Genomic DNA, 20,637 nt, shown 5'->3' on the forward strand with positions numbered 1-20,637 from the left:
CGATGAGCACAACGTTACCTACCGTCGCGGTGATAGGCAGCGGCACCATGGGCGCCGGCATTGCCGAAGTGGCCGCCGCCGCAGGGCATCCGGTACTGATTTACGACATCGCTCCTGGGGCGGTGGTTCGCGCCATCGACGGGATTCGCCAGCGGCTGGCCTCCCGCGTCAGCCGCGGCAAGCTGGCCGCGGAACAGGCCGGGGTGCTGCTGTCGCGTCTGGCCCCGGCGGAGACGCTGAGCGCTCTGGCCTGCGCGCAACTGGTTATCGAAGCGGCCTCCGAGCGTCTGGAGGTCAAAAAGGCATTGTTCGAACAACTGGCGGCGATCTGCTCCCCGTCGACGCTGCTGGTCAGCAACACGTCATCGATTTCGATCACCGCCATCGCCGCGGGGATACAACACCCGGAGCGAGTCGCCGGGCTGCACTTCTTTAACCCGGCCCCGGTAATGAAGCTGGTGGAAGTGGTCAGCGGTCTGGCCACCTCGGCGGAAGTCGTCGAACAGCTCTGCCAGCGGGTCAGCGACTGGGGAAAACAGCCGGTTCGCTGCCGCTCAACGCCCGGCTTTATCGTCAACCGCGTGGCGCGACCGTTTTATGCCGAAGCGTGGCGAGCGCTGGAGGAGCAGGTCGCCGCGCCGGAGGTGATTGACGCCGCCCTGCGCGACGGCGGTGGTTTCCCCATGGGGCCGCTGGCGCTGACCGACCTGATTGGCCAGGACGTCAACTTTGCGGTGACCTGTTCGGTATTTAACGCCTTCTGGCAGGACCGTCGCTATCTGCCGTCGCTGCAGCAGCAGGAGCTGGCGCTGGCCGGACGGCTGGGCAAAAAAAGCGGGCAGGGGGTCTACTGCTGGCCTGCTGACGCACTGCCTGACCTGGCGCTGGCCGCCGTATCAGCAAAACGCGCAGCAAAGCACATAAAACGTGACGTTGTCACCGAGCTGGATGAGGTGCTGCTGCTGGAAACAACCGGTGAAACCGCCCTGGCGTTAAGCCTTAAGCACGGCCGTCCGGTGGTGGTCTACGACCATAGCGCAGGCGATACGGTGGTGCTGGCCAGCGCGGAAACCACCTCTCAGGCGGCGATCGATAAAGCAACTTTCTATTTTCAGCAGCAGGGCAAAAAGGTGCTGCGGATCGCCGACTATCCCGGCCTGCTGGTATGGCGGACGGTGGCGATGCTGGTTAACGAAGCGCTGGACGCGTTGCAGAAGGGCGTCGCCGGCGCGGAGGATATCGATACCGCCATGCGTCTGGGCGTCAACTACCCGCGCGGCCCGCTGGCGTGGGGAGAATCACTTGGCTGGGGCCGGGTACTGCGGCTGCTGGAAAACCTGCAGTGGCATTACGGCGAAGAGCGCTATCGCCCCTGTTCCTTGCTGCGTCAGAAGGCGCTGATGGAGAGACATCATGAGCAATGAAGCCTGGCGCAACGCCCGCGCGATGTATGAGAACGATAACTGTGCGAAAGCGCTGGGAATTGAAATTATCGAGATGGACCAGGGCTACGCGCAGATGACCATGGCGGTCACCCCGAACATGCTCAACGGCCACCACTCCTGCCACGGCGGACAGCTGTTTTCGCTCGCCGATACCGCTTTTGCTTACGCCTGCAACAGTCAGGGGCTGGCGGCGGTCGCCTCAGCGGCGAGCATCGATTTTCTTCGACCAGCCTTTGTCGGCGAGCTGCTGACCGCGACGGCGAGAGTTAAGCATCAGGGCAAACTGACCGGGGTCTATGACATTGAAATCGTTAACCAACAGCAAAAAGTGGTCGCCCTGTTTCGCGGTAAATCGCACCGCATCGGCGGCACAATCACAGGAGAAGTCTGATGCGCGACGCCTTTATTTGTGACGGGATCCGCACGCCGATTGGCCGCTACGGCGGGGCGCTGGCCAGCGTGCGCGCTGACGACCTGGCCGCTATCCCGTTGCGCGAGCTGCTGAACCGTAACCCGAAATTTGACCCGGCATCGATTGACGATGTGATTCTCGGCTGCGCCAACCAGGCCGGCGAAGATAACCGCAATGTGGCTCATATGGCGACGCTGCTGGCGGGCTATCCGCACACCGTACCCGGCACGACTATTAACCGCCTGTGCGGCTCCGGTCTCGACGCTATCGGCTTCGCCGCCCGAGCGATCAAAGCCGGAGAGGCGGATCTGATGATCGCCGGCGGCGTCGAGTCGATGTCGCGCGCGCCGTTTGTGATGGGCAAAGCCAGCGCCCCGTATCAGCGCCAGGCCGAGCTGTTTGATACCACTATCGGCTGGCGTTTTGTGAACCCGCTCATGCAGCAGCGATTTGGCACTGACAGTATGCCGGAAACGGCGGAGAATGTAGCTGAATTGTTAAATATCAGCCGCGACGATCAGGACGCTTTTGCGTACCGTAGTCAGCAGCGTACGGCCCAGGCCCAGCGCGACGGCATTCTGGCGCAGGAGATCGTGCCGGTACCGATTATCGACCGGAAAGGGGCGGTAAACGTCGTGCGTGACGACGAGCATCCGCGGGCGGACACCACCTTTGAACAGCTTTCGCGGCTAAAAACGCCGTTCCGGAAAGGTGGCGTAGTGACCGCGGGAAACGCCTCTGGCGTCAACGACGGCGCCGCGGCGCTGATTATCGCCAGCTCGCAGCAGGCCACCGCCCAGGGGCTGACGCCGCGGGCGCGAATTGTGGCGATGGCGACGGCGGGCGTCGAGCCGAAGCTGATGGGGCTCGGACCGGTACCGGCGGTACGTAAAGTGCTGGAGCGCGCCGGGCTGAACATAAACGATATGGATCTGATTGAGCTGAATGAGGCCTTCGCCGCCCAGGCGCTGGGCGTGCTCAGACAGCTGGGGCTGGCGGATGACGCCCCGCATGTTAACCCCAACGGCGGCGCCATCGCCTTAGGCCACCCGTTGGGGATGAGCGGAGCCAGGCTGGCATTGAGCGCCAGCCTGGAGCTACAGCGCCGCAATGGGCGCTATGCGCTGTGTACGATGTGTATTGGCGTGGGTCAGGGCATTGCCATGATCCTTGAGCGAGTGTGAGCGAATCTACCTGCGAGTACCCTACAAAATGACAACGATAACGCAATTAGACCCGATTGAAAGCGCATCGCGCGACGAGCTGCAGGCCCTGCAAACCCAGCGTCTGAAGTGGACCCTGAAGCACGCCTATGACAATGTGCCGATGTATCGCCGCAAATTCGACGCGGCGGGCGTTCATCCGGACGATTTTCATGAGTTGAGCGATCTGAGCAAGTTTCCCTGCACCACCAAGCAGGATCTGCGCGACAACTATCCGTTTGATACCTTTGCGGTGCCGATGGAGCAGGTGGTGCGCATCCACGCGTCTTCGGGCACCACCGGCAAGCCGACGGTGGTGGGTTATACGCAAAACGATATTGATAACTGGGCCAATATTGTCGCCCGCTCCCTGCGCGCGGCGGGCGGGACGGCAAAAGACAAAATTCATGTCGCCTACGGCTATGGTCTGTTTACCGGCGGGCTAGGCGCCCACTACGGCGCGGAGCGTTTAGGCGCGACGGTGATACCGATGTCCGGCGGGCAGACCGAAAAGCAGGCCCAGCTAATCCGCGATTTTAAGCCGGATATGATTATGGTGACGCCGTCCTACTGCCTGAATCTGATTGAAGAGCTGGAGCGTCAGATGGGCGGCGACGCCAGCGGCTGCTCACTGCGGGTGGGAGTGTTCGGCGCGGAGCCGTGGACCCGCGCGATGCGTACGGAAATCGAGCGTCGTCTGGGGATTTCGGCGCTGGATATTTACGGCCTGTCGGAGGTGATGGGGCCCGGGGTAGCGATGGAGTGCCTGGAAACCGCCGACGGTCCGACGATCTGGGAAGATCACTTCTACCCTGAAGTGGTGAATCCGGACAACGGCACGCCGCTGGCGGACGGCGAACATGGCGAGCTGCTGTTCACCACCCTGACCAAAGAAGCGCTGCCGGTGATCCGCTACCGTACCCGCGACCTGACCCGTCTGCTGCCAGGGACTGCCCGCACTATGCGCCGGATGGATCGCATCAGCGGGCGCAGTGACGATATGCTGATTATCCGCGGCGTGAACGTCTTCCCGTCGCAGCTGGAGGAGGAGATCCTCAAGTTCGAACATCTGGCGCCGCACTATCAGCTGGAGGTTAACCGCCGGGGCCATCTTGATTCACTTTCGGTGCGCGTGGAGTTAAAAGAGAGCGGTCTGGCGCTGAACCACGAACAACGTTGTCAGATTTGTCATCAGCTGCGCCACCGGATCAAGTCGATGGTGGGGATTTCGACCGATATCAGCATTGTTAACTGCGGCAGCATCCCGCGCTCTGAGGGCAAGGCCTGCCGCGTGTTCGATCTGCGCAAGGCGGCCGCTAACGGATAACACCTTCTCCCGGAGGCGGCGCATTGCGCCTGTCCGGGCTACCCGACGACACAACTCCCGTAGCCCGGGTATGGCGTTTACGCCGCGACCCGGGGAGTGTGCCGGGGTTGATGTATCCATGGTCGTCTGCGGGCCGGTAGCCCGGCCAGGTGCGCAGCACCGCCTCGCAATTTCCTGTGCTATGATTCAAAAAGGAAAAAAATCACAACAGAATGAATCAGATGAGTAAACTCGACACCTTTATTCAGCAGGCCGTCGCCGCGATGCCCATCAGCGGGACCTCGCTTATTGCTTCTTTATATGGCGACGCCTTGCTCCAGCGCGGCGGAGAGGTCTGGCTCGGCAGCGTGGCGGCGCTGCTGGAAGGGCTTGGATTCGGCGAACGATTCGTGCGTACCGCGCTGTTCCGCCTGAATAAAGAAGAGTGGCTCGATGTGGTGCGCATTGGCCGCCGCAGCTTCTACCGCCTCAGCGACAAAGGCCTGCGTTTGACCCGCCGGGCGGAGCATAAAATCTATCGCGCCAGCGCGCCGGAGTGGGATGGGACCTGGCTGCTGCTGCTGTCGGAAGGGTTGGAAAAAAGCACCCTGGCGGAAGTCAAAAAACAGCTGCTATGGCAGGGATTTGGCGCGCTTGCGCCGAGCCTGCTGGCTTCGCCATCACAAAAGCTGGCGGACGTACAGTCTCTGCTGCATGAAGCGGGCGTGGCGGAAAACGTTATCTGTTTCGAAGCGCATTCCCCGCTGGCGCTCTCTCGGGCGGCGCTGCGCGCTCGCGTTGAAGAGTGCTGGCATCTTACCGACCAGAACGCGATGTATGAAACGTTTATCGCCCTGTTTCGACCGCTGCTGCCGCTGCTTCGCGACTGCGAGCCCGCGGAGCTGACGCCCGAACGCAGTTTCCAGATTCAGCTGCTGCTGATTCACTTCTATCGCCGGGTGGTGCTGAAAGATCCGCTGCTGCCTGAAGAGCTGCTCCCCGCGCACTGGGCCGGACAAACCGCGCGCCAGCTGTGCATCAATATTTATCAACGCGTTGCGCCCGGCGCGCTGGCGTTTGTCAGCGAGAAGGGCGAAAGCTCGGTGGGGGATCTTCCCGCGCCGGGACCGCTCTATTTCCAGCGCTTTGGCGGACTCGCAGGCGTATAAGGAGAGGCTATGCCCATTTATCAAATTGACGGTATGACGCCGGTGGTACCGGACGAGAGCTACGTTCATCCCACCGCGGTGCTAATTGGCGACGTGATCCTCGGTAAAGGGGTCTACGTCGGGCCTAACGCCAGCCTGCGCGGCGATTTTGGCCGTATCGTGGTGAAAGATGGCGCCAACATTCAGGATAACTGCGTGATGCACGGCTTTCCCGGCCAGGATACGGTCGTGGAAGAAGAGGGGCATATCGGCCACGGCGCGATTCTGCACGGCTGCACCATCGGGCGCAACGCGCTGGTGGGCATGAGCGCGGTGATTATTGATGGGGCCAGCATTGGGGAAAACAGCATTGTCGGCGCTTCGGCCTTTGTGAAAGCCAACGCCGAAATGCCCGCTAACCATCTGATTGTCGGCAGTCCGGCAAAAGCCATTCGTACATTAAGCGAACGGGAGCTGGCCTGGAAGAAGCAGGGGACGCGGGAGTATCAGATGCTGGTGGAGCGCTGCAAACAGACGCTGCATCAGGTGGAACCGCTCAAAGAAGCAGAGCCGGACAGAAAGCGGCTGGCGTTTGATGAGAATTTGCGGCCGAAATCATCATCCTGAGGGGGTAAATCATGGCAGAGAAATTATCCGCTCAGTGCCACTGCGGCGCGGTGGCCTTTACCGTTGAGCTTAGCGATGGCTTCAACACCGTTCGCCGCTGTAACTGTTCATATTGCCGGATGCGTGGGGCGGTCGCGGTCTCCGCGCCGCTTTCAGGAATAGATGTTATACGCGGACGGGATAAGCTCACGGAGTATCGTTTTAATACCGGTCAAGCCGTGCACTTTTTCTGCTCCGTGTGTGGGATCTACACTTTTCATCAACGGCGTTCAAACCCGCAGCAATATGGCGTGAATGTGGCCTGCATAGACGGTGTGTCGCCTTTTGATTTTCCCTGCGTGGAGGTCAACGACGGCGTGAATCATCCAAAAGATGGCGGCGGTGGCGTGGTGGGGTATTTGCGCTACGAGAAAAAGTGAAACTCTCCTCCCGCCGGGGCGGGAGGAGTCAACTCTTATGCGGCAACAACGCTGTCGATAGCGGCTTTCGCATCGGTCTGCGCTTTCGCTGCAACTTCCGGGCCGTAGGCGATGCCTTCAGCGAACACGAAGTTCACGTCGGTGATGCCGATAAAGCCAAGGAAGGTAGACAGGTACGGCGTTACCAGGTCCGTCGGGGTATCTTTATGGATACCGCCGCGGCTGGTGACGACGACAGCGCGTTTACCTTTCACCAGACCTTCCGGCCCTTTCTCGGTGTAGCGGAAGGTCACGCCAGCGCGCGCTACCAGGTCGAAGTAGTTTTTCAGCTGGGTAGGGATGTTGAAGTTGTACATCGGCGCCGCGATAACAATCACATCATTCGCCTGCAGTTCAGCGATCAGTTCGTCGGAAAGCGCCAGCGCTTCCTGCTGACGCGGCGTCAGCGGCGCATCGCTCGGACGCAGAGCGCCAACCAGTTCGCCGTCCAGAACCGGAATGGGGTTTGCAGCCAGGTCGCGCACGGTGATAACGTCTTGCGCGTGCTTTTCACGCCATTGTTCAACAAAATAGTCGGACAGCTGACCAGATTGCGAGTACCCTGCCAGAATACTGGATTTCAGAACTAATACTTTGCTCATGGGTGTTTCCTTTTTTAATGTGATTGACGGGCCGTTGCCCTGGTGCTTGTTGACACTCTATTCACAATCATGTCGCAGAGAAAGCGCAATAAATCGAACTCTGTATTCAGTTTTTTTGAACAAGGCACGAATTGCGCGGATGTGGTACTCTAACGCAATACATCAAAAGAGATTTTTCCCGGCAGTGCGCTGCCCGATAACGCTATGACAGAACAACAAAAAATAACCTTCTCTCAGCTCTTTGCACGGCTGGATGGCCTGATGCTGCGCGATAAGTCGCGCTTTGCCCGTCGCCTGCACGGCGTGAAGAAGGTTAAAAATCCTGATGCCCAGCAGGCCATCCTTCAGGAGATGGCGCAAGAAATTGAACAGGCGGCAGGGAGAGTCCTGCTGCGCGAAGCCGCCCGACCGGTAATCGATTATCCGCAGAACCTGCCGGTTAGCCAGAAAAAACAGGAGATTCTCGAAGCCGTGCGCGATCACCAGGTGGTGATTGTGGCGGGGGAAACCGGTTCGGGGAAAACCACCCAGCTGCCAAAAATTTGTATGGAGCTGGGGCGCGGCGTTAAAGGCTTAATTGGCCATACGCAACCGCGTCGGCTGGCCGCGCGTACCGTCGCCAACCGTATCGCCGAAGAGCTGCAAACGGAGCCGGGCGGCTGCATTGGCTATAAAGTCCGCTTTAGCGACCACGTCAGCGATAACACCATGGTTAAGCTGATGACCGACGGTATTCTGCTGGCGGAAATCCAGCAGGATCGGCTGCTGATGCAATACGACACCATCATTATCGATGAAGCGCACGAACGCAGCCTCAATATCGACTTCCTGCTTGGCTACCTGCGGGAACTGCTGCCCCGTCGCCCGGATTTGAAAATTATAATCACCTCGGCGACCATCGATCCGGAACGCTTCTCGCGCCACTTTAACAACGCGCCGATTATCGAAGTGTCCGGGCGCACCTACCCGGTAGAAGTGCGCTATCGACCCATCGTTGAAGACGCCGACGACACCGAGCGCGATCAGCTGCAGGCGATATTTGACGCCGTTGATGAACTCGGGCGCGAAAGCCCCGGTGATATCCTTATCTTTATGAGCGGCGAGCGTGAAATCCGCGATACCGCCGATGCGCTCAATAAGCTGAATCTGCGCCATACCGAAGTGCTGCCTCTGTATGCGCGGCTTTCCAATAGCGAACAGAACCGTGTGTTCCAGGCCCACAGCGGGCGGCGGATCGTGCTGGCCACCAACGTCGCCGAAACCTCGCTGACCGTGCCGGGCATCAAGTACGTTATTGACCCGGGTACCGCGCGTATCAGCCGCTACAGCTTCCGCACCAAAGTGCAGCGCCTGCCTATTGAGCCGGTTTCCCAGGCGTCGGCTAACCAGCGTAAAGGCCGCTGCGGTCGCGTGTCGGAAGGGATCTGTATTCGTCTCTATTCGGAAGATGACTTCCTGTCGCGCCCGGCATTTACCGACCCGGAGATTCTGCGCACCAACCTGGCATCTGTTATCCTGCAGATGACCGCGCTGGGCCTGGGCGATATCGCCGCGTTTCCGTTTGTTGAAGCGCCGGATAAACGCAATATTCAGGACGGCGTTCGCCTGCTGGAAGAGCTGGGGGCGATTACCACCGACGAACAGCAGACCGCTTATAAGCTGACGCCGATGGGCCGTCAGCTTAGCCAGCTACCGGTGGACCCGCGTCTGGCGCGCATGGTGCTGGAAGCGCAAAAACACGGCTGCGTGCGCGAGGCGATGATTATCACCTCGGCGCTCTCCATTCAGGACCCGCGCGAGCGGCCAATGGACAAGCAGCAGGCCTCTGACGAGAAACATCGCCGTTTCCACGATAAAGAGTCCGACTTCCTGGCGTTCGTCAACCTGTGGAACTACCTGGGCGAGCAGCAAAAAGCGCTCTCCTCGAACCAGTTCCGCCGCCAGTGCCGGGTCGATTTCCTCAACTACCTGCGCGTGCGCGAGTGGCAGGATATCTATACCCAGCTGCGTCAGGTGGTGAAAGAGCTCGGGCTGCCGGTGAACAGCGAGCCGGCGGAGTATCGCGAAATTCACACCGCGCTGCTGACCGGTCTGCTGTCGCATATCGGTATGAAAGACGCCGACAAGCAGGAGTTTACCGGCGCGCGCAACGCTCGCTTCTCCATCTTCCCTGGATCGGGGTTGTTCAAAAAGCCGCCAAAATGGACGATGGTCGCCGAACTGGTGGAAACCAGCCGCCTGTGGGGGCGCATCGCCGCGCGCATTGAGCCGGAGTGGGTTGAGCCGGTGGCGCAGCATTTGATCAAACGCTCGTACAGCGAACCCCACTGGGAGCGCGGGCAGGGCGCGGTGATGGCGACGGAAAAGGTCACCGTTTACGGGCTGCCGATTGTCGCGGCCCGCAAGGTCAACTATAGCCAGATTGATCCGGCGCTGTGCCGCGAGCTATTTATCCGCCATGCGCTGGTGGAGGGCGACTGGCAGACTCGTCACGCCTTCTTCCGTGACAACCTGAAGCTGCGCAACGAGATTGAAGAGCTGGAGCATAAGTCGCGCCGCCGCGATATTCTCGTCGACGACGAAACGCTGTTTGAGTTCTACGACCAGCGTATCAGCCATGACGTCATCTCAGCGCGCCATTTCGACAAGTGGTGGAAACAGGCCAGCCGCGAGACGCCGGATCTGCTCAACTTTGAAAAGAGCATGCTGATTAAGGAAGGCGCGGAGCAGGTCAGTAAGCTCGACTATCCGAACTTCTGGCACCAGGGCAACCTGAAGCTGCGTCTCACCTATCAGTTTGAACCGGGCGCCGACGCTGACGGCGTAACGGTGCATATTCCACTGCCGCTGCTCAACCAGGTGGAAGAAGCCGGATTTGAGTGGCAGATCCCGGGGTTGCGTCGCGAGCTGGTTATCGCCCTGATTAAATCGCTGCCGAAGCCGGTACGGCGTAACTTCGTTCCAGCGCCGAACTACGCGGAGGCGTTTTTAGGCCGCGCGACGCCGCTGGAGCTGCCGCTGCTGGATTCCCTTGAACGTGAGCTGCGGCGGATGACCGGCGTGACTATCGACCGCGAGGCCTGGCAATGGGATCAGGTACCCGATCATCTGAAAATCACTTTCCGGGTGGTGGACGAGAAAAACAAGAAGCTGCAGGAAGGGCGCTCGCTGCAGGATCTGAAAGATGCGCTGAAAGGTAAGGTGCAGGAGACGCTGTCCGCGGTTGCCGATGACGGTATCGAGCAGAGCGGGCTGCATATCTGGAGCTTTGGCCGGCTTCCGGAGAGCTACGAGCAGAAGCGCGGCAACTACAAAGTTAAGGCCTGGCCGGCGCTGGTGGACGAGCGCGATAGCGTGGCGATCAAGCTGTTTGATAACCCGCTGGAGCAGCAGCAGGAGATGTGGCGCGGCCTGCGCCGCCTGCTGCTGCTGAATATCCCGTCGCCGATTAAATACCTGCATGAGAAGCTGCCGAATAAAGCCAAGCTGGGGCTCTATTTCAACCCCTACGGCAAGGTGCTGGATCTGATCGATGACTGTATCTCCTGCGGCGTGGATAAGCTGATCGATGAAGCGGGCGGCCCGGTATGGACCGAAGAGGGCTTTGCCGCGCTGCATGAAAAGGTGCGCGCTGAACTCAACGAGACGGTGGTGGAAATCGCCAAACAGGTTGAGCAGATCCTGACCGCGGTGTTCAATATCAATAAACGCCTGAAAGGCCGCGTGGATATGACCATGGCGCTTGGGCTGTCGGATATCAAATCGCAGATGAGCGGGCTGGTGTATCGCGGTTTCGTCACCGGCAATGGCTTCCGCCGCCTTGGGGATACGCTGCGCTATCTGCAGGCGATTGAAAAGCGGCTTGAGAAAATGGCGATCGATCCGCACCGTGACCGCGCGCAGATGCTCAAGGTGGAGAGCATCCAGCAGGCGTGGCAGCAGTGGTTGAATAAGCTGCCGCCTCAGCGCCGTCAGGATAACGACGTGCAGGAGATCCGCTGGATGATTGAAGAGCTGCGCGTCAGCCTGTTCGCCCAGCAGCTCGGCACGCCGTATCCGATATCCGACAAGCGAGTGCTGCAGGCAATGGACGCGATTGTGGCCTGATACTACGGCAATGGCGTTTTCATTCTCTTTCAGGGAATGGAAACGTCATGCCAAATTATTAAATATCCATTATGCGTTCGTCTTAATATTATTGATCTTAACGACAGCCAGAACGGCTAATGCTGTAGTATAAAACATATAAATTCGGATGAAATAAAGTATTGCTAAAACTAATTATTTAAAGGGATGTAAATATTATATGAATATAAAAATCGTCACGATGATTTCAATTTTAACCGCAGCGTGCTCTTCGGCCTTTGCTAATGAAAAGACCACGACGACTTGTGCAGAAAAACAGTTATTTATCAATAGTTCAAACTATATGATTCTGACAAAAATGCCGCCCATGATGCCGGGCGAGAAGTTTCTTAGCGTGCACTTTTCCGGTAAAGGAAAACTTTATCGTTATGAATCATCCGGCACGATGTCACTTTCTCACTGCGGGCAACTGGAAAGTCGCGCTGAAACGGAAGAGCGTGATATTGGTAATAATAAGACAATGCGAAGCACAACGACTGTCATCCGTGATAAACAAAAGGGCTGGCTGACGGAGATGAGAATCGACGGCTTTTATCCGAATAAGGCCAGCATCGATAGCCGACATTACTATACCGACGAATTGGGCCGAATTGTCCGCGCAGAAGGCCAATATAAAATGGATGACAAACTGCTGGAAACCACGACCTGGGAATATCTTTATGACGATCAAAATCGCCTGATTCGTGAAGTGATAAAGCCCACGGGTTCTCCGGCGGCAATCATCGTCGACTATTACCACGATATCAATGGGCGTTTAGCACATGTTACCGAAGAGTCACGTTCCCGACTCCTGCGCTGGGACGGACAAGGGCGCTGGCTGTCGAGCCTGCTTCTGGGACTGACGGCTGAAAATCGCTCCCGTTTCGAGGAAAAATGCGTAAGGTGGGATGTTGTCGGAAACTGCACGCAGGAGAACAGGTGGGAAGCTGATACAGCTCGCGCGGGGGCCGACAGGGAAATAGAGGTAAATTATCAGATTGAATATCAGCCGAATCATTCTCAATGATTTGTTCTGTAAACAAGGATGTCACTCACTGATGCAAAAGACATGTGCAATCTGATATGTAATCCATTATCAGAATTAACCCATCACCATAGCTAACATGATCCGGATTGTAGCTTCGCGCCGCAATCCGGATTTTCAGACTCATTATTCGTTCACCCACGCGAGGGTGAACCCGTCCCAGCCTTTGCTGCCCACCGTTTGCAGGGCCGTGACCGTCAGCCGCGGGTCGCTGCCCATCATGTCGATAAACGCTCTGACGCCCTGCACCCGGTCGTCCTCGCTATCCGGGTTCGTCACTTCGCCGTCGCGCACCACGTTATCGCCCACAATCACTGTCCCCGGGCGAGAATAGCGCAACGCCCAGCGCAGATAGCCAGGATTATTCGGTTTATCCGCGTCGATAAAAATGAGATCGAACGGCGGGCGATCGCCCAGCTTTTCCAGGCTGGTCAGCGCCGGGCCTTCCAGCACCGCAACGCGATCGTTCACGCCTGCCAGACGGAGGTTCTCGCGCGCGACGGCGGCATGATGCGCGTCGGCCTCCAGGGTGAGCAATTCACCATCGACGGGCAACTCCCTGGCCATCCAGATCGTGCTGTAGCCGCCGAGCGTGCCGATCTCGAGGATGCGTTTGGCGCCCGTCATGCGCACCAGCAGGGCCAGGAACTGCCCCTGATTGGCGGCGACGTCGATCGCCGGAAGCCCGGCGTGCTGATTATTCGCCAGAACCTGGCTGAGGAGCGGATCGGTGGGGATTAACGCTGTCACGAGATAATTATCTACTGCCGACCACTGTTGTTGCATGTCAGATTTCCCGTATTACATCCCTGATGAATCAGACCAGCCGCCTCCCAGCGACCGGTACAAATCAACTTGCGCCAGCAGCAGGTTGTTTTTCACCTGTACCACGCTGAGCTGGGTGGAAAACAGCGTGCGCTGGGCGTCGAGTACATCCAGATAGGATGAGTAGCCGTTGCGATAGCGGTTCTGGGCGATACGTAGCGTCTCCTTAGCAACGTTCTCCTGTTCAAGTAGCTCCGCCAACTGATCGCTGTAGCGATTAATGGCATCGAGGCTGTCGTTCACCTCTTTAAACGCGGCGCGCACCGTTTTTTCATAGCTATACAGCGCCTGATTGCGCTGGGCCATCGATACGTCGACCTGAGCATTCAGCGCCTGGCGGTTGAGCAACGGCGCCAGAATGCTGCCGCCGAGGCTCCATAAGCGTAGCGGATTATCCAGCAGGTCGGGCAGGGTGCGATCCTGCAGGCTGCCGGTGGCGGTAAGGTTGATGGACGGCAGCAGCTGCGCCTGCGATGACGCCAGGGTGGCGTCGGCGGCCACCAGTTGACGCTGGGCCTGAACGATATCCGGTCGGCGGTTGAGCAGGGTTGACGGCAGCTGGGAAGGTAGCGATAGCGGCGAAAGCTGCGCGAACGCGTTGCGCTTAACGGTGCCCGGATTGGCGCCGAGCAAAAGGCTGAGCGCATTTTCCTGCTGGGCGATTTGATGGCGCAGCGGCGGAATTTGCGCGCGCGTGGAGCGCAGTTCGGAGTCCGCCTGCATCAGCTCCAGGCGCGAGGTATAGCCGGTTTCAAACTGGCGTTTCGCCAGGTTGAAAGCGTCTTCGCGTGATTTTAGCGTTTGTTGCGTCACCCGCAGCTGTTCATCCAACGATAGTAGGGTGATGTAACCGACCGCCACCGAAGAGGCGACGGTCAGGTTCGCCGCGGCGGCCGCGGCTTTTTGCGCTTCCAGGCCGGCTTGCGCCGCGCTGGCGGCGCTGCGGTTTGCGCCCCAGAGATCAACATCGTAGCTGGCGGTCAGCGCGCCTTTATACACCGTACTGTGAACGGGCAGCCCGGTAGCCGCCGACTGGGACCGCGCGCGGGTGCCGGTCAACCCGGCGTCGAGCGAGGGAAACAGGCTGCTATCGGCGGCGTAGGCCCGGGCCTGGTACTCGTTGACCCGTTCGCGAGCGAGCAGCACGTCGCTGTTATAGCGCAACGCCTGGTCGACATACTGGTTGAGCGTGCTGTCATGAAAATTGCGCCACCACACGCCCTCAACGGGGCTGGACGGACCGACATCCGCCCGCCAGGCGGCAGGGATCTGTAAACCGGGCGCGGCCTGCTGAACGTCCGCGGACTGGCAACCGACCAGCGCAAGGATAACGGCGAGAGCGAGCGGACGAATCATTGCTGTTTCTCCGCGCGGGTATCAATGGTGACCTGCACCGACATCCCCGGCCGCAGACGCTGGCCGTTCTTCTGCCCCTCATCAATGGCGATGCGTACCGGAATGCGCTGGGCGATTTTCACGAAGTTACCGGTGGCGTTATCCGGGGAAATGGCGCTGAACTCGACGCCGGTCGCCGGAGAGATGCTCTGCACCGTGCCGGTGAATTTCTCGCTGTTCAGCGCATCAACGGTAAAGGTCACCGGTTGCCCGACGCGCACCTGCGCCAGCTGGGTCTCTTTGAGATTCGCGATCAGCCAGTGCTGCGGCGGCACCAGCGAGGTGAGATGCGTCCCAGCGGTCACGTAGGCGCCAAGGCGAACCGAGATTTGCCCGAGCTGACCGTCAGTCGGCGCGATAATCCGGGTGTTTTGCAGGTCGATCTGCGCCAGCTCCAGCGCTGCTTTTGCGCTGGCGACGTCGGCGAGCAGCGAATCGCGGTTAACGATGGTGGATTGCAGGTCCTGGCGTGACATCTCCAGCGTTGCTTTGGCCTGCTCGATATCCGCGGTACCTTGCGCCGCGCTGGCGCGGGCGGAATCGCGTTCGCGAATCGATAGCGAGCCGTCAGCGGTCAGCTCCTGAACGCGTTTTAAATCGGCCTGGGTTTTCAGATTCTGCGCGCGGGCGTTCTGCAGCGCCGCTTCGTTACGTGCGATGACCGCCTCGGCGCTTCTGCGCTGTTGCTGATTGTTCTTCAGCGCCGCCTCTTTCATCGCCAGCGTTGCTTGCGCCTGATGGACGCGCTGCTTATAGATGCGCTCGTCAATCTGGAACAGCACGTCGCCGGCTTTCACCTGATTAAAATCCTGAACCTTAACCTCGGTGATATAACCGTTGACCTGCGGGCTGATAAACGTGGTTTGCCCGCGAACGTAGGCGTTATCGGTAAACTGGCTTTCACGGGTAAACGGCGGCAGCTGCCAGGCGTAGAGAATAACCAGTACGCCAACGATGCCAATGGCGGCGGCGGTGAAAATCGAAACGATGCGAATATTATTTCGGGTGTTGGCCTGCTGTTTGGCCGCATCCTGCTGACTCATAATGACTCCAGAGTGAATTTTATTTACTTCCCGTTGCGCGTTTCAGCGCGATACGGGCGGTAATACGTAATCTTATTAAGCGCCAGAAAACCCATACCAGCGTGGCGGCTGAAATCGCCGCCGTCAGCAGATAGGTATCATTGTAAGCGAGAATATTGGCCTGCAGCGTGGCGGCGTTTTGCAACAGCATGGTGGCCTGAACATTGAGCAGGGTGCTGTCGCCAATCTGGCTTTGATACATCTGGCTATACTGCTGTATACGCTCGGTAATCAGCGGATTGAGCGTGGTGAGCTGGTCGGCGAGCTGGCTGGAGTGAAACTTCTCCCGCCAGGTCTGGAAAGTACCGAGAATGGCGGAGCCCAGCAGGCCGCCGATATTCTGACTCATGCCGAACAGTACCGAGAAGCTCACCAGGTTGCGCTGGTCGGCAATGACCCCGCCAATCCCCGCCAGCATCGCCGGGGCGAGGAAGAAAGCGCTGCCGAAACCCAGCAGAAACTGACTGAACATCAGCTGCTCCGGGCGGGTCAGGATCGTCGACTGGCTGTCGAGCAGCGATCCAACCATAATTAACGCCAGCGCGGTGGCGGTGGGCCAGTAGAGGCGCTGCGGGTTGAGCGTCAGACAGCTGGCGACAATACCGCAGAGGATCCCGGCGAAAATCGACCACGCCAGGTTGGTCATCTGTTCGTTCTGCAGGCCGACGTACTGCAGCCAGCCGATGACGCCGGTATTCTGCTCCGCCAGCACGATACGGATCAGCAGCATAATCAGCCCGAGACGCAGAATACTGCCGCTGGAGAGCCATTTGATATTGAGCAGCGGGTTGCTGCGGTTATGCTCAAAAGCAATCGCGGAGACAATCAGCACCACAGCGCCCGCCAGCGCCCAGCCGATCCACGACGCTTCGAACCACCAGTCCAGCCGCCCCAGCGACAGCACCGCAGTGACCAGCGCCATCCCTGGCGCCAGCAGAAAGAAGGTGATGAAATCTTTTTTCTCAAATACCTTTTTCCGATCGCTTGGCGGCAGCTTGAGGGCGATCACACAGGCCAGCGACACCAGCGCCAGCCCCAGTTCAAAGAAGTACAGCCCGCGCCACTCGTCGATTTGCAGCAGCTCGGTGGAGAACAGGCGCGCCAGCGGGATCGCCAGCGATGAACCGGTGATGCCGATGGTCAGCGCTTTGAGCCGATGGCGGGCGGGCCAGGCCTGCACCTGATAATAAATCCCCAGCGAGCTTAGCGCCGCGGCCACCATGCCGTGGGCGGCGCGGACCATCAGCGCGGAACTCAGGTCGTTGACGAACAGGTGGAAGAAGGTCACCAGCACGTAGAGTACGAGAAAACCTTCGGTAAAAGCGCGCAGGCCGAACTGCTGGCGGAACTTCACCAGCAGCAGGTTAATGGACACGTTGGTCATTACGTAGACTGCCGGGAGCCAGGCAATCTCCGTCGACCAGGCGGCAAAAGTACCCTGCAACAGCTGTAGATTGGCGGTCACCACCGCATTGCCCAACGCGCCGGTCAGGCATACCAGCAGCCCGACGATCCCGTAGGCAATGCGTTTTGGCGTACTGTGGATCGGGGTCGACGGCGAGCCGAGGATCGCTGGTTTTTCGTGCGGGGCCCAGTCGTGAGGAATATAGGGATTGGCGTGTCGGCGAGGCATTATTTTTTCTCGACCTCGCGCAGCAGCTTCTCCAGTACCTGCTGCGTCTGCTGCTGCTCTTCGGGGGTAATGGCGGTAAGGATCTCCTCCCGCAAATCATCGGCCACCGTTTTCACCTGCTGGTACACTTCAAGGCCTTTGGCGGTGGCAATCAGCAGCCGTTTGCGTTTATCGCGCTCGGTTTTCACCCGCTCGACCAGACCGAGATCGACCAGCCGGTTGAGCAGCGGTACGAGGGTTGCGCTTTCGACGCCCAGCTCCTGGGCCAGCTCGCTTTGCGATAGCGGCTTTTCGTTGCGCGCGATGGCGGAAACGGCGACCCAGCTGGCCTGGCTCATGCCAAGGTCCTTGAGTCGGCGGTTGACCGCCAGGCGCCAGTGGTGGGCGGTCAGATATAAAAGATGGGAAAAGTTAAGCTGTCGGTTATCCATAGACCAGTCTGCAATATCGTTAGAGCTCTAATGATTTTTGCCTGACCAGAACGAGAATTCAAGCCCGTTTGGTAAAAACAGGTTAACGGTATGTGCGTTTAATGTGGAATAAGACTTGCGAAGGGCAAAGGAGGGGGCTGGTCTCAAGCCCGGCATTAACCGGGCTGAGAAGAGGGATTATCCCGGATAAATACCGCGATCTTTACGCGCCATCAGGATCCGCTCACAGGCCACGATATAGGCGGCGGTGCGTAAAGAGCACGCTTTTTCCACCGCTTTTTCGTAAACGTGAACGATCGCATCGGTCATGATACGATCCATTTTGGCGTTGATCTCTTCTTCGCTCCAGAAGAAGCTGGCCATATCCTGCACCCATTCGAAGTAGCTCACGGTGACGCCGCCGGCGTTACAGATAACGTCCGGCACCACCACGATGCCGCGCTCGGCTAGCACATCATCCGCTTCCGGGTAGGTCGGGCCGTTAGCGCCTTCGAGCACCAGTTTGCAGCTGAGGGTTTCGGCGCGCTCGCGCGTAATCTGGCCTTCCAGCGCCGCCGGGATCAGAATATCCATCGGCGTCGTCCAGAACGCTTCTTTGGCAATTTCGCGGGCGCCAGGGAAACCGGCGATTTGCTTGTTCTCGGCCTGCCATGCGGTCAGCGCGGCCATATCAATACCGCCCTCGTTATATAGGGTGGCGGTGTGGTCCTGAATCACCACAATCCGTGCGCCGACGCCTGCGAACAAGCGGGCCGCTTCGCTACCTACGTTACCAAAACCCTGTAGCGCGACTTTTGCGCCCTCGATTTCGATACCGCTGCGGCGAGCTACTTCGCGACCGGTGACGAATACGCCGCGGCCGGTGGCTTTTTCACGGCCCAGCGAACCGCCCAGGTGAATAGGCTTGCCGGTGACCACGCCGGTGATGGTGGTGCCGTGGTTCATGGAGTAGGTATCCATCATCCAGGCCATCACTTTGCCGTTGGTGCCGACGTCCGGCGCCGGAATGTCTTTTTGCGGCCCGATAATAATGCCGATCTCGCTGGTATAGCGACGGGTCAAACGCTCCAGTTCACCTTCCGACAATGAGAACGGGTCGACGCGGATGCCGCCTTTGGCGCCGCCGTAGGGAATATTAACTGCCGCACACTTGATGGTCATCCAGGCTGAAAGCGCCATAACTTCATTGAGATCAACATCAGGATGGTAGCGCACGCCGCCTTTACCCGGTCCGCGCGAGAGGTTGTGCTGAACGCGGTAACCTTCGAAGTGGCGGATAGTACCGTCGTCCATTTGCACAGGGATATCAACGATTAGCGCGCGTTTCGGATGGCGCAGGGTTTCAATCCAGAAAGCGAGATCGCCGAGGTAGGGCGCGACGCGATCGATTTGGCGCAGGTAGGTGGTCCATGGAGATGTACTACTTTCAGAAGCGTAAGATAACTTTTCCATAAGAGTCCTGTTTCGCAGTGATAATTATTTTGTTAACCGTGGAAAGGTACAGCTATAAACTCTGTAACGAGAATGTTATCACCAATTTAATGGGACGGTATTTGGCAAAAATGCAGAATATGCTGTCGTTGCGGCTGGGATTCAGCTTTTTGTGAATAAAAAAACGTAAAATAACGCTCTTCATGGATGAATATGCATTTTTGTGCATTAAAGCCGTAGTTGTGACCCTTTCTCCCTATTTATTAGATTCTTGACCCTCTTCAAAAAGTGAATAAAACGCTATTCAGATGTGTTGACTTTGTTGCTTAAGAGGCGTGGGTGCGCTATTCGCGCTTTATTACCCAAAGTTCGCGCCAGCGTCTAAGATGGTGGCCGCTAATCTACGGCTGAGAGTGTTAACAGGAGAAAACATGTCAGAACATTTTCCATCGCTACCCGAATCGGTACTGGCCGCGGCGAACCAGCTGGGAGCCTGGCTGGCGCAGGATGATTTGCCCGTTGATCCGCAAATAGAGGTGGTGGTGCTGGCTGGCAACGCAGTGATCCCGACCATCGATTTCGCCTGCCGGCTGGCGGCGCAGCACGCGGTTCCGCTGCTGATCAGCGGCGGTATCGGTCACTCCACTTCGTTTTTATACCAGTCGGTGTTAAACGACCCGCGCTACCGCGCCATCGCGGTAAGGGATCGCGCCGAAGCGCATATCCTGGCCGACATCGCCCATCAGTTCTGGGCCATTCCGCGCCAACACATCGTGGTGGAGGATCGCTCCACCAACTGCGGAGAGAACGCGCGCTTTACCCGGGAAATGCTTGAGGAGAGGGGCATTGCCCATCGTACAGGGGTGGTGATTCAGGATCCGACCATGCAGCGCAGAACGATGGCGACGTTTGCCCGCGTCTGGCAAGACGATCCGCGAGCGCCGACGTGGTACAGCACGCCGGGGTGCGCGCCGGTATTGCGTAACAGGCGTGACGGTGTCACGTTTGGTGGGGAAGATACGGGTCTGTGGCCGGTGGGGCGCTATCTGGCGCTGATCCTCGGCGAACCGCCGCGGCTGGCGGATAACCCGCAGGGCTACGGCCCGTTAGGCAAGGATTTTATCGCCCATGTGGATATTCCGCCGCACATTGCTCAGGCGTGGCAGACGCTGCGCGACGACCGTCTGCTCTCCGATGCGCTAAGCGCGCGGCAGCTGGCTTAGGTAGCCATAAGCGCTTTTCATCGCTGTTGGTTCGCGTTTCTTCCTCCTTTAGACGCCTGGCATGGTCGCCGGCGTCGGGAAATTTGCCCGTTTGCGTTGGCGGTATCGCAAACGGGCAGATCGTGTTATTGAATTGTGATTTTTTGCGCGTTAGCTTCATCTGTTTTTATGAAATATCTCACAAAAACAAGCCCTCATGCTGTCTCTTTGCCTTATGGACGATAGTTTTTAACATCTAGTTCACCTG

17 protein-coding genes are annotated in these 20,637 nt (G+C 58.5%); 10 read left to right on the plus strand and 7 right to left on the minus strand.

Annotation, left to right across the window (positions count from 1 at the left end; all coding sequences use genetic code 11):
* Window positions 1–2: 2 nt before the first annotated feature.
* From paaH to KCG39_RS03990, 7 genes are all read left to right on the plus strand, one after another.
* On the plus strand, window positions 3–1,424 hold the full coding sequence (gene paaH / locus KCG39_RS03960) for a 3-hydroxyacyl-CoA dehydrogenase PaaH (protein ID WP_142468225.1): 1,422 nt from the start codon (window positions 3–5) through the stop codon (window positions 1,422–1,424).
* Window positions 1,414–1,836 carry a hydroxyphenylacetyl-CoA thioesterase PaaI gene (paaI, locus tag KCG39_RS03965; RefSeq protein ID WP_004120952.1) on the plus strand — a complete coding sequence of 141 codons (423 nt, stop codon included), beginning with the start codon at window positions 1,414–1,416 and terminating at the stop codon, window positions 1,834–1,836. Before paaH ends, paaI begins: the two co-directional genes overlap by 11 nt.
* Window positions 1,836–3,041: a 3-oxoadipyl-CoA thiolase gene (pcaF, locus tag KCG39_RS03970; RefSeq protein WP_049123120.1), complete on the plus strand. Its 1,206-nt coding sequence runs from the start codon at window positions 1,836–1,838 to the stop codon at window positions 3,039–3,041. The genes paaI and pcaF overlap by 1 nt, the downstream gene beginning before the upstream one ends.
* A gap of 28 nt (window positions 3,042–3,069) precedes the next feature.
* The gene (paaK, locus tag KCG39_RS03975) at window positions 3,070–4,386 is read left to right on the plus strand and encodes a phenylacetate--CoA ligase PaaK (RefSeq protein WP_004120947.1); all 1,317 of its coding nucleotides are present in this window, start codon (window positions 3,070–3,072) and stop codon (window positions 4,384–4,386) included.
* A 221-nt stretch (window positions 4,387–4,607) separates the two neighbouring features.
* The gene (gene paaX, locus KCG39_RS03980; RefSeq protein ID WP_162626003.1) at window positions 4,608–5,534 is read left to right on the plus strand and encodes a phenylacetic acid degradation operon negative regulatory protein PaaX; all 927 of its coding nucleotides are present in this window, start codon (window positions 4,608–4,610) and stop codon (window positions 5,532–5,534) included.
* 9 nt (window positions 5,535–5,543) lie between these two features.
* Window positions 5,544–6,140: a phenylacetic acid degradation protein PaaY gene (gene paaY / locus KCG39_RS03985; protein WP_004120943.1), complete on the plus strand. Its 597-nt coding sequence runs from the start codon at window positions 5,544–5,546 to the stop codon at window positions 6,138–6,140.
* Between the two features lie 8 nt (window positions 6,141–6,148).
* Window positions 6,149–6,559 carry a GFA family protein gene (locus tag KCG39_RS03990; RefSeq protein ID WP_029669679.1) on the plus strand — a complete coding sequence of 137 codons (411 nt, stop codon included), beginning with the start codon at window positions 6,149–6,151 and terminating at the stop codon, window positions 6,557–6,559.
* 35 nt (window positions 6,560–6,594) lie between these two features.
* Here the strand turns inward: KCG39_RS03990 and azoR are convergent, their stop codons facing one another.
* A complete protein-coding gene (azoR, locus tag KCG39_RS03995; protein ID WP_004120936.1) occupies window positions 6,595–7,200 on the minus strand; it encodes an FMN-dependent NADH-azoreductase in 606 nt (201 codons plus the stop codon).
* 261 nt (window positions 7,201–7,461) lie between these two features.
* On the opposite strand from azoR, the gene hrpA reads away from it, so the two are divergent.
* Both hrpA and KCG39_RS04005 read left to right on the plus strand, forming a co-directional pair.
* Entirely contained in the window at window positions 7,462–11,307 is a 3,846-nt protein-coding gene (gene hrpA / locus KCG39_RS04000; protein ID WP_235894136.1) for an ATP-dependent RNA helicase HrpA, read from the plus strand.
* A 199-nt stretch (window positions 11,308–11,506) separates the two neighbouring features.
* Entirely contained in the window at window positions 11,507–12,352 is an 846-nt protein-coding gene (locus KCG39_RS04005) for a hypothetical protein (protein WP_142468226.1), read from the plus strand.
* Window positions 12,353–12,496: 144 nt separating this feature from the next.
* Here KCG39_RS04005 and KCG39_RS04010 read toward each other — a convergent pair whose 3' ends face one another.
* The 6 genes from KCG39_RS04010 to KCG39_RS04035 form a co-directional block, all read right to left on the minus strand.
* Window positions 12,497–13,156 (minus strand): O-methyltransferase, encoded by a 660-nt coding sequence (locus tag KCG39_RS04010; RefSeq protein WP_049115430.1) that lies wholly within the window; start codon window positions 13,154–13,156, stop codon window positions 12,497–12,499.
* A 15-nt stretch (window positions 13,157–13,171) separates the two neighbouring features.
* Window positions 13,172–14,551 (minus strand): efflux transporter outer membrane subunit, encoded by a 1,380-nt coding sequence (locus KCG39_RS04015; RefSeq protein ID WP_142468227.1) that lies wholly within the window; start codon window positions 14,549–14,551, stop codon window positions 13,172–13,174.
* Complete coding sequence (locus tag KCG39_RS04020; protein WP_004120925.1) at window positions 14,548–15,633, minus strand: HlyD family secretion protein; 1,086 nt, start codon at window positions 15,631–15,633, stop codon at window positions 14,548–14,550. Before KCG39_RS04020 ends, KCG39_RS04015 begins: the two co-directional genes overlap by 4 nt.
* A gap of 19 nt (window positions 15,634–15,652) precedes the next feature.
* Window positions 15,653–17,305, minus strand: coding sequence for an MFS transporter (locus tag KCG39_RS04025; RefSeq protein WP_087829463.1), 1,653 nt, complete (start codon window positions 17,303–17,305; stop codon window positions 15,653–15,655).
* Complete coding sequence (locus KCG39_RS04030) at window positions 17,305–17,736, minus strand: MarR family winged helix-turn-helix transcriptional regulator (protein ID WP_004120921.1); 432 nt, start codon at window positions 17,734–17,736, stop codon at window positions 17,305–17,307. The genes KCG39_RS04025 and KCG39_RS04030 overlap by 1 nt, the downstream gene beginning before the upstream one ends.
* A 177-nt stretch (window positions 17,737–17,913) precedes the next feature.
* Window positions 17,914–19,188: a Glu/Leu/Phe/Val family dehydrogenase gene (locus KCG39_RS04035; protein WP_004120918.1), complete on the minus strand. Its 1,275-nt coding sequence runs from the start codon at window positions 19,186–19,188 to the stop codon at window positions 17,914–17,916.
* 410 nt (window positions 19,189–19,598) lie between these two features.
* Between KCG39_RS04035 and KCG39_RS04040 the strand changes: the two genes are divergently transcribed.
* Window positions 19,599–20,390 carry a YdcF family protein gene (locus tag KCG39_RS04040; RefSeq protein WP_049112216.1) on the plus strand — a complete coding sequence of 264 codons (792 nt, stop codon included), beginning with the start codon at window positions 19,599–19,601 and terminating at the stop codon, window positions 20,388–20,390.
* The last annotated feature ends 247 nt before the right edge of the window (window positions 20,391–20,637 follow it).

Source organism: Klebsiella pasteurii (assembly GCF_018139045.1).
GTDB lineage: Bacteria > Pseudomonadota > Gammaproteobacteria > Enterobacterales > Enterobacteriaceae > Klebsiella > Klebsiella grimontii.

What these genes read in the sequence shown, in the direction of transcription:
- paaH (WP_142468225.1), top strand. Translation starts at nt 3, where the DNA reads ATGAGCACAACGTTACCTACCGTCGCGGTGATAGGCAGCGGCACCATG.
- paaI (WP_004120952.1), top strand. Translation starts at nt 1,414, where the DNA reads ATGAGCAATGAAGCCTGGCGCAACGCCCGCGCGATGTATGAGAACGAT.
- pcaF (WP_049123120.1), top strand. Translation starts at nt 1,836, where the DNA reads ATGCGCGACGCCTTTATTTGTGACGGGATCCGCACGCCGATTGGCCGC.
- paaK (WP_004120947.1), top strand. Translation starts at nt 3,070, where the DNA reads ATGACAACGATAACGCAATTAGACCCGATTGAAAGCGCATCGCGCGAC.
- paaX (WP_162626003.1), top strand. Translation starts at nt 4,608, where the DNA reads ATGAGTAAACTCGACACCTTTATTCAGCAGGCCGTCGCCGCGATGCCC.
- paaY (WP_004120943.1), top strand. Translation starts at nt 5,544, where the DNA reads ATGCCCATTTATCAAATTGACGGTATGACGCCGGTGGTACCGGACGAG.
- azoR (WP_004120936.1), bottom strand. Translation starts at nt 7,200, where the DNA reads ATGAGCAAAGTATTAGTTCTGAAATCCAGTATTCTGGCAGGGTACTCG.
- hrpA (WP_235894136.1), top strand. Translation starts at nt 7,462, where the DNA reads ATGCTGCGCGATAAGTCGCGCTTTGCCCGTCGCCTGCACGGCGTGAAG.
- KCG39_RS04005 (WP_142468226.1), top strand. Translation starts at nt 11,507, where the DNA reads ATGAATATAAAAATCGTCACGATGATTTCAATTTTAACCGCAGCGTGC.
- KCG39_RS04010 (WP_049115430.1), bottom strand. Translation starts at nt 13,156, where the DNA reads ATGCAACAACAGTGGTCGGCAGTAGATAATTATCTCGTGACAGCGTTA.
- KCG39_RS04015 (WP_142468227.1), bottom strand. Translation starts at nt 14,551, where the DNA reads ATGATTCGTCCGCTCGCTCTCGCCGTTATCCTTGCGCTGGTCGGTTGC.
- KCG39_RS04020 (WP_004120925.1), bottom strand. Translation starts at nt 15,633, where the DNA reads ATGAGTCAGCAGGATGCGGCCAAACAGCAGGCCAACACCCGAAATAAT.
- KCG39_RS04025 (WP_087829463.1), bottom strand. Translation starts at nt 17,305, where the DNA reads ATGCCTCGCCGACACGCCAATCCCTATATTCCTCACGACTGGGCCCCG.
- KCG39_RS04030 (WP_004120921.1), bottom strand. Translation starts at nt 17,736, where the DNA reads ATGGATAACCGACAGCTTAACTTTTCCCATCTTTTATATCTGACCGCC.
- KCG39_RS04035 (WP_004120918.1), bottom strand. Translation starts at nt 19,188, where the DNA reads ATGGAAAAGTTATCTTACGCTTCTGAAAGTAGTACATCTCCATGGACC.
- KCG39_RS04040 (WP_049112216.1), top strand. Translation starts at nt 19,599, where the DNA reads ATGTCAGAACATTTTCCATCGCTACCCGAATCGGTACTGGCCGCGGCG.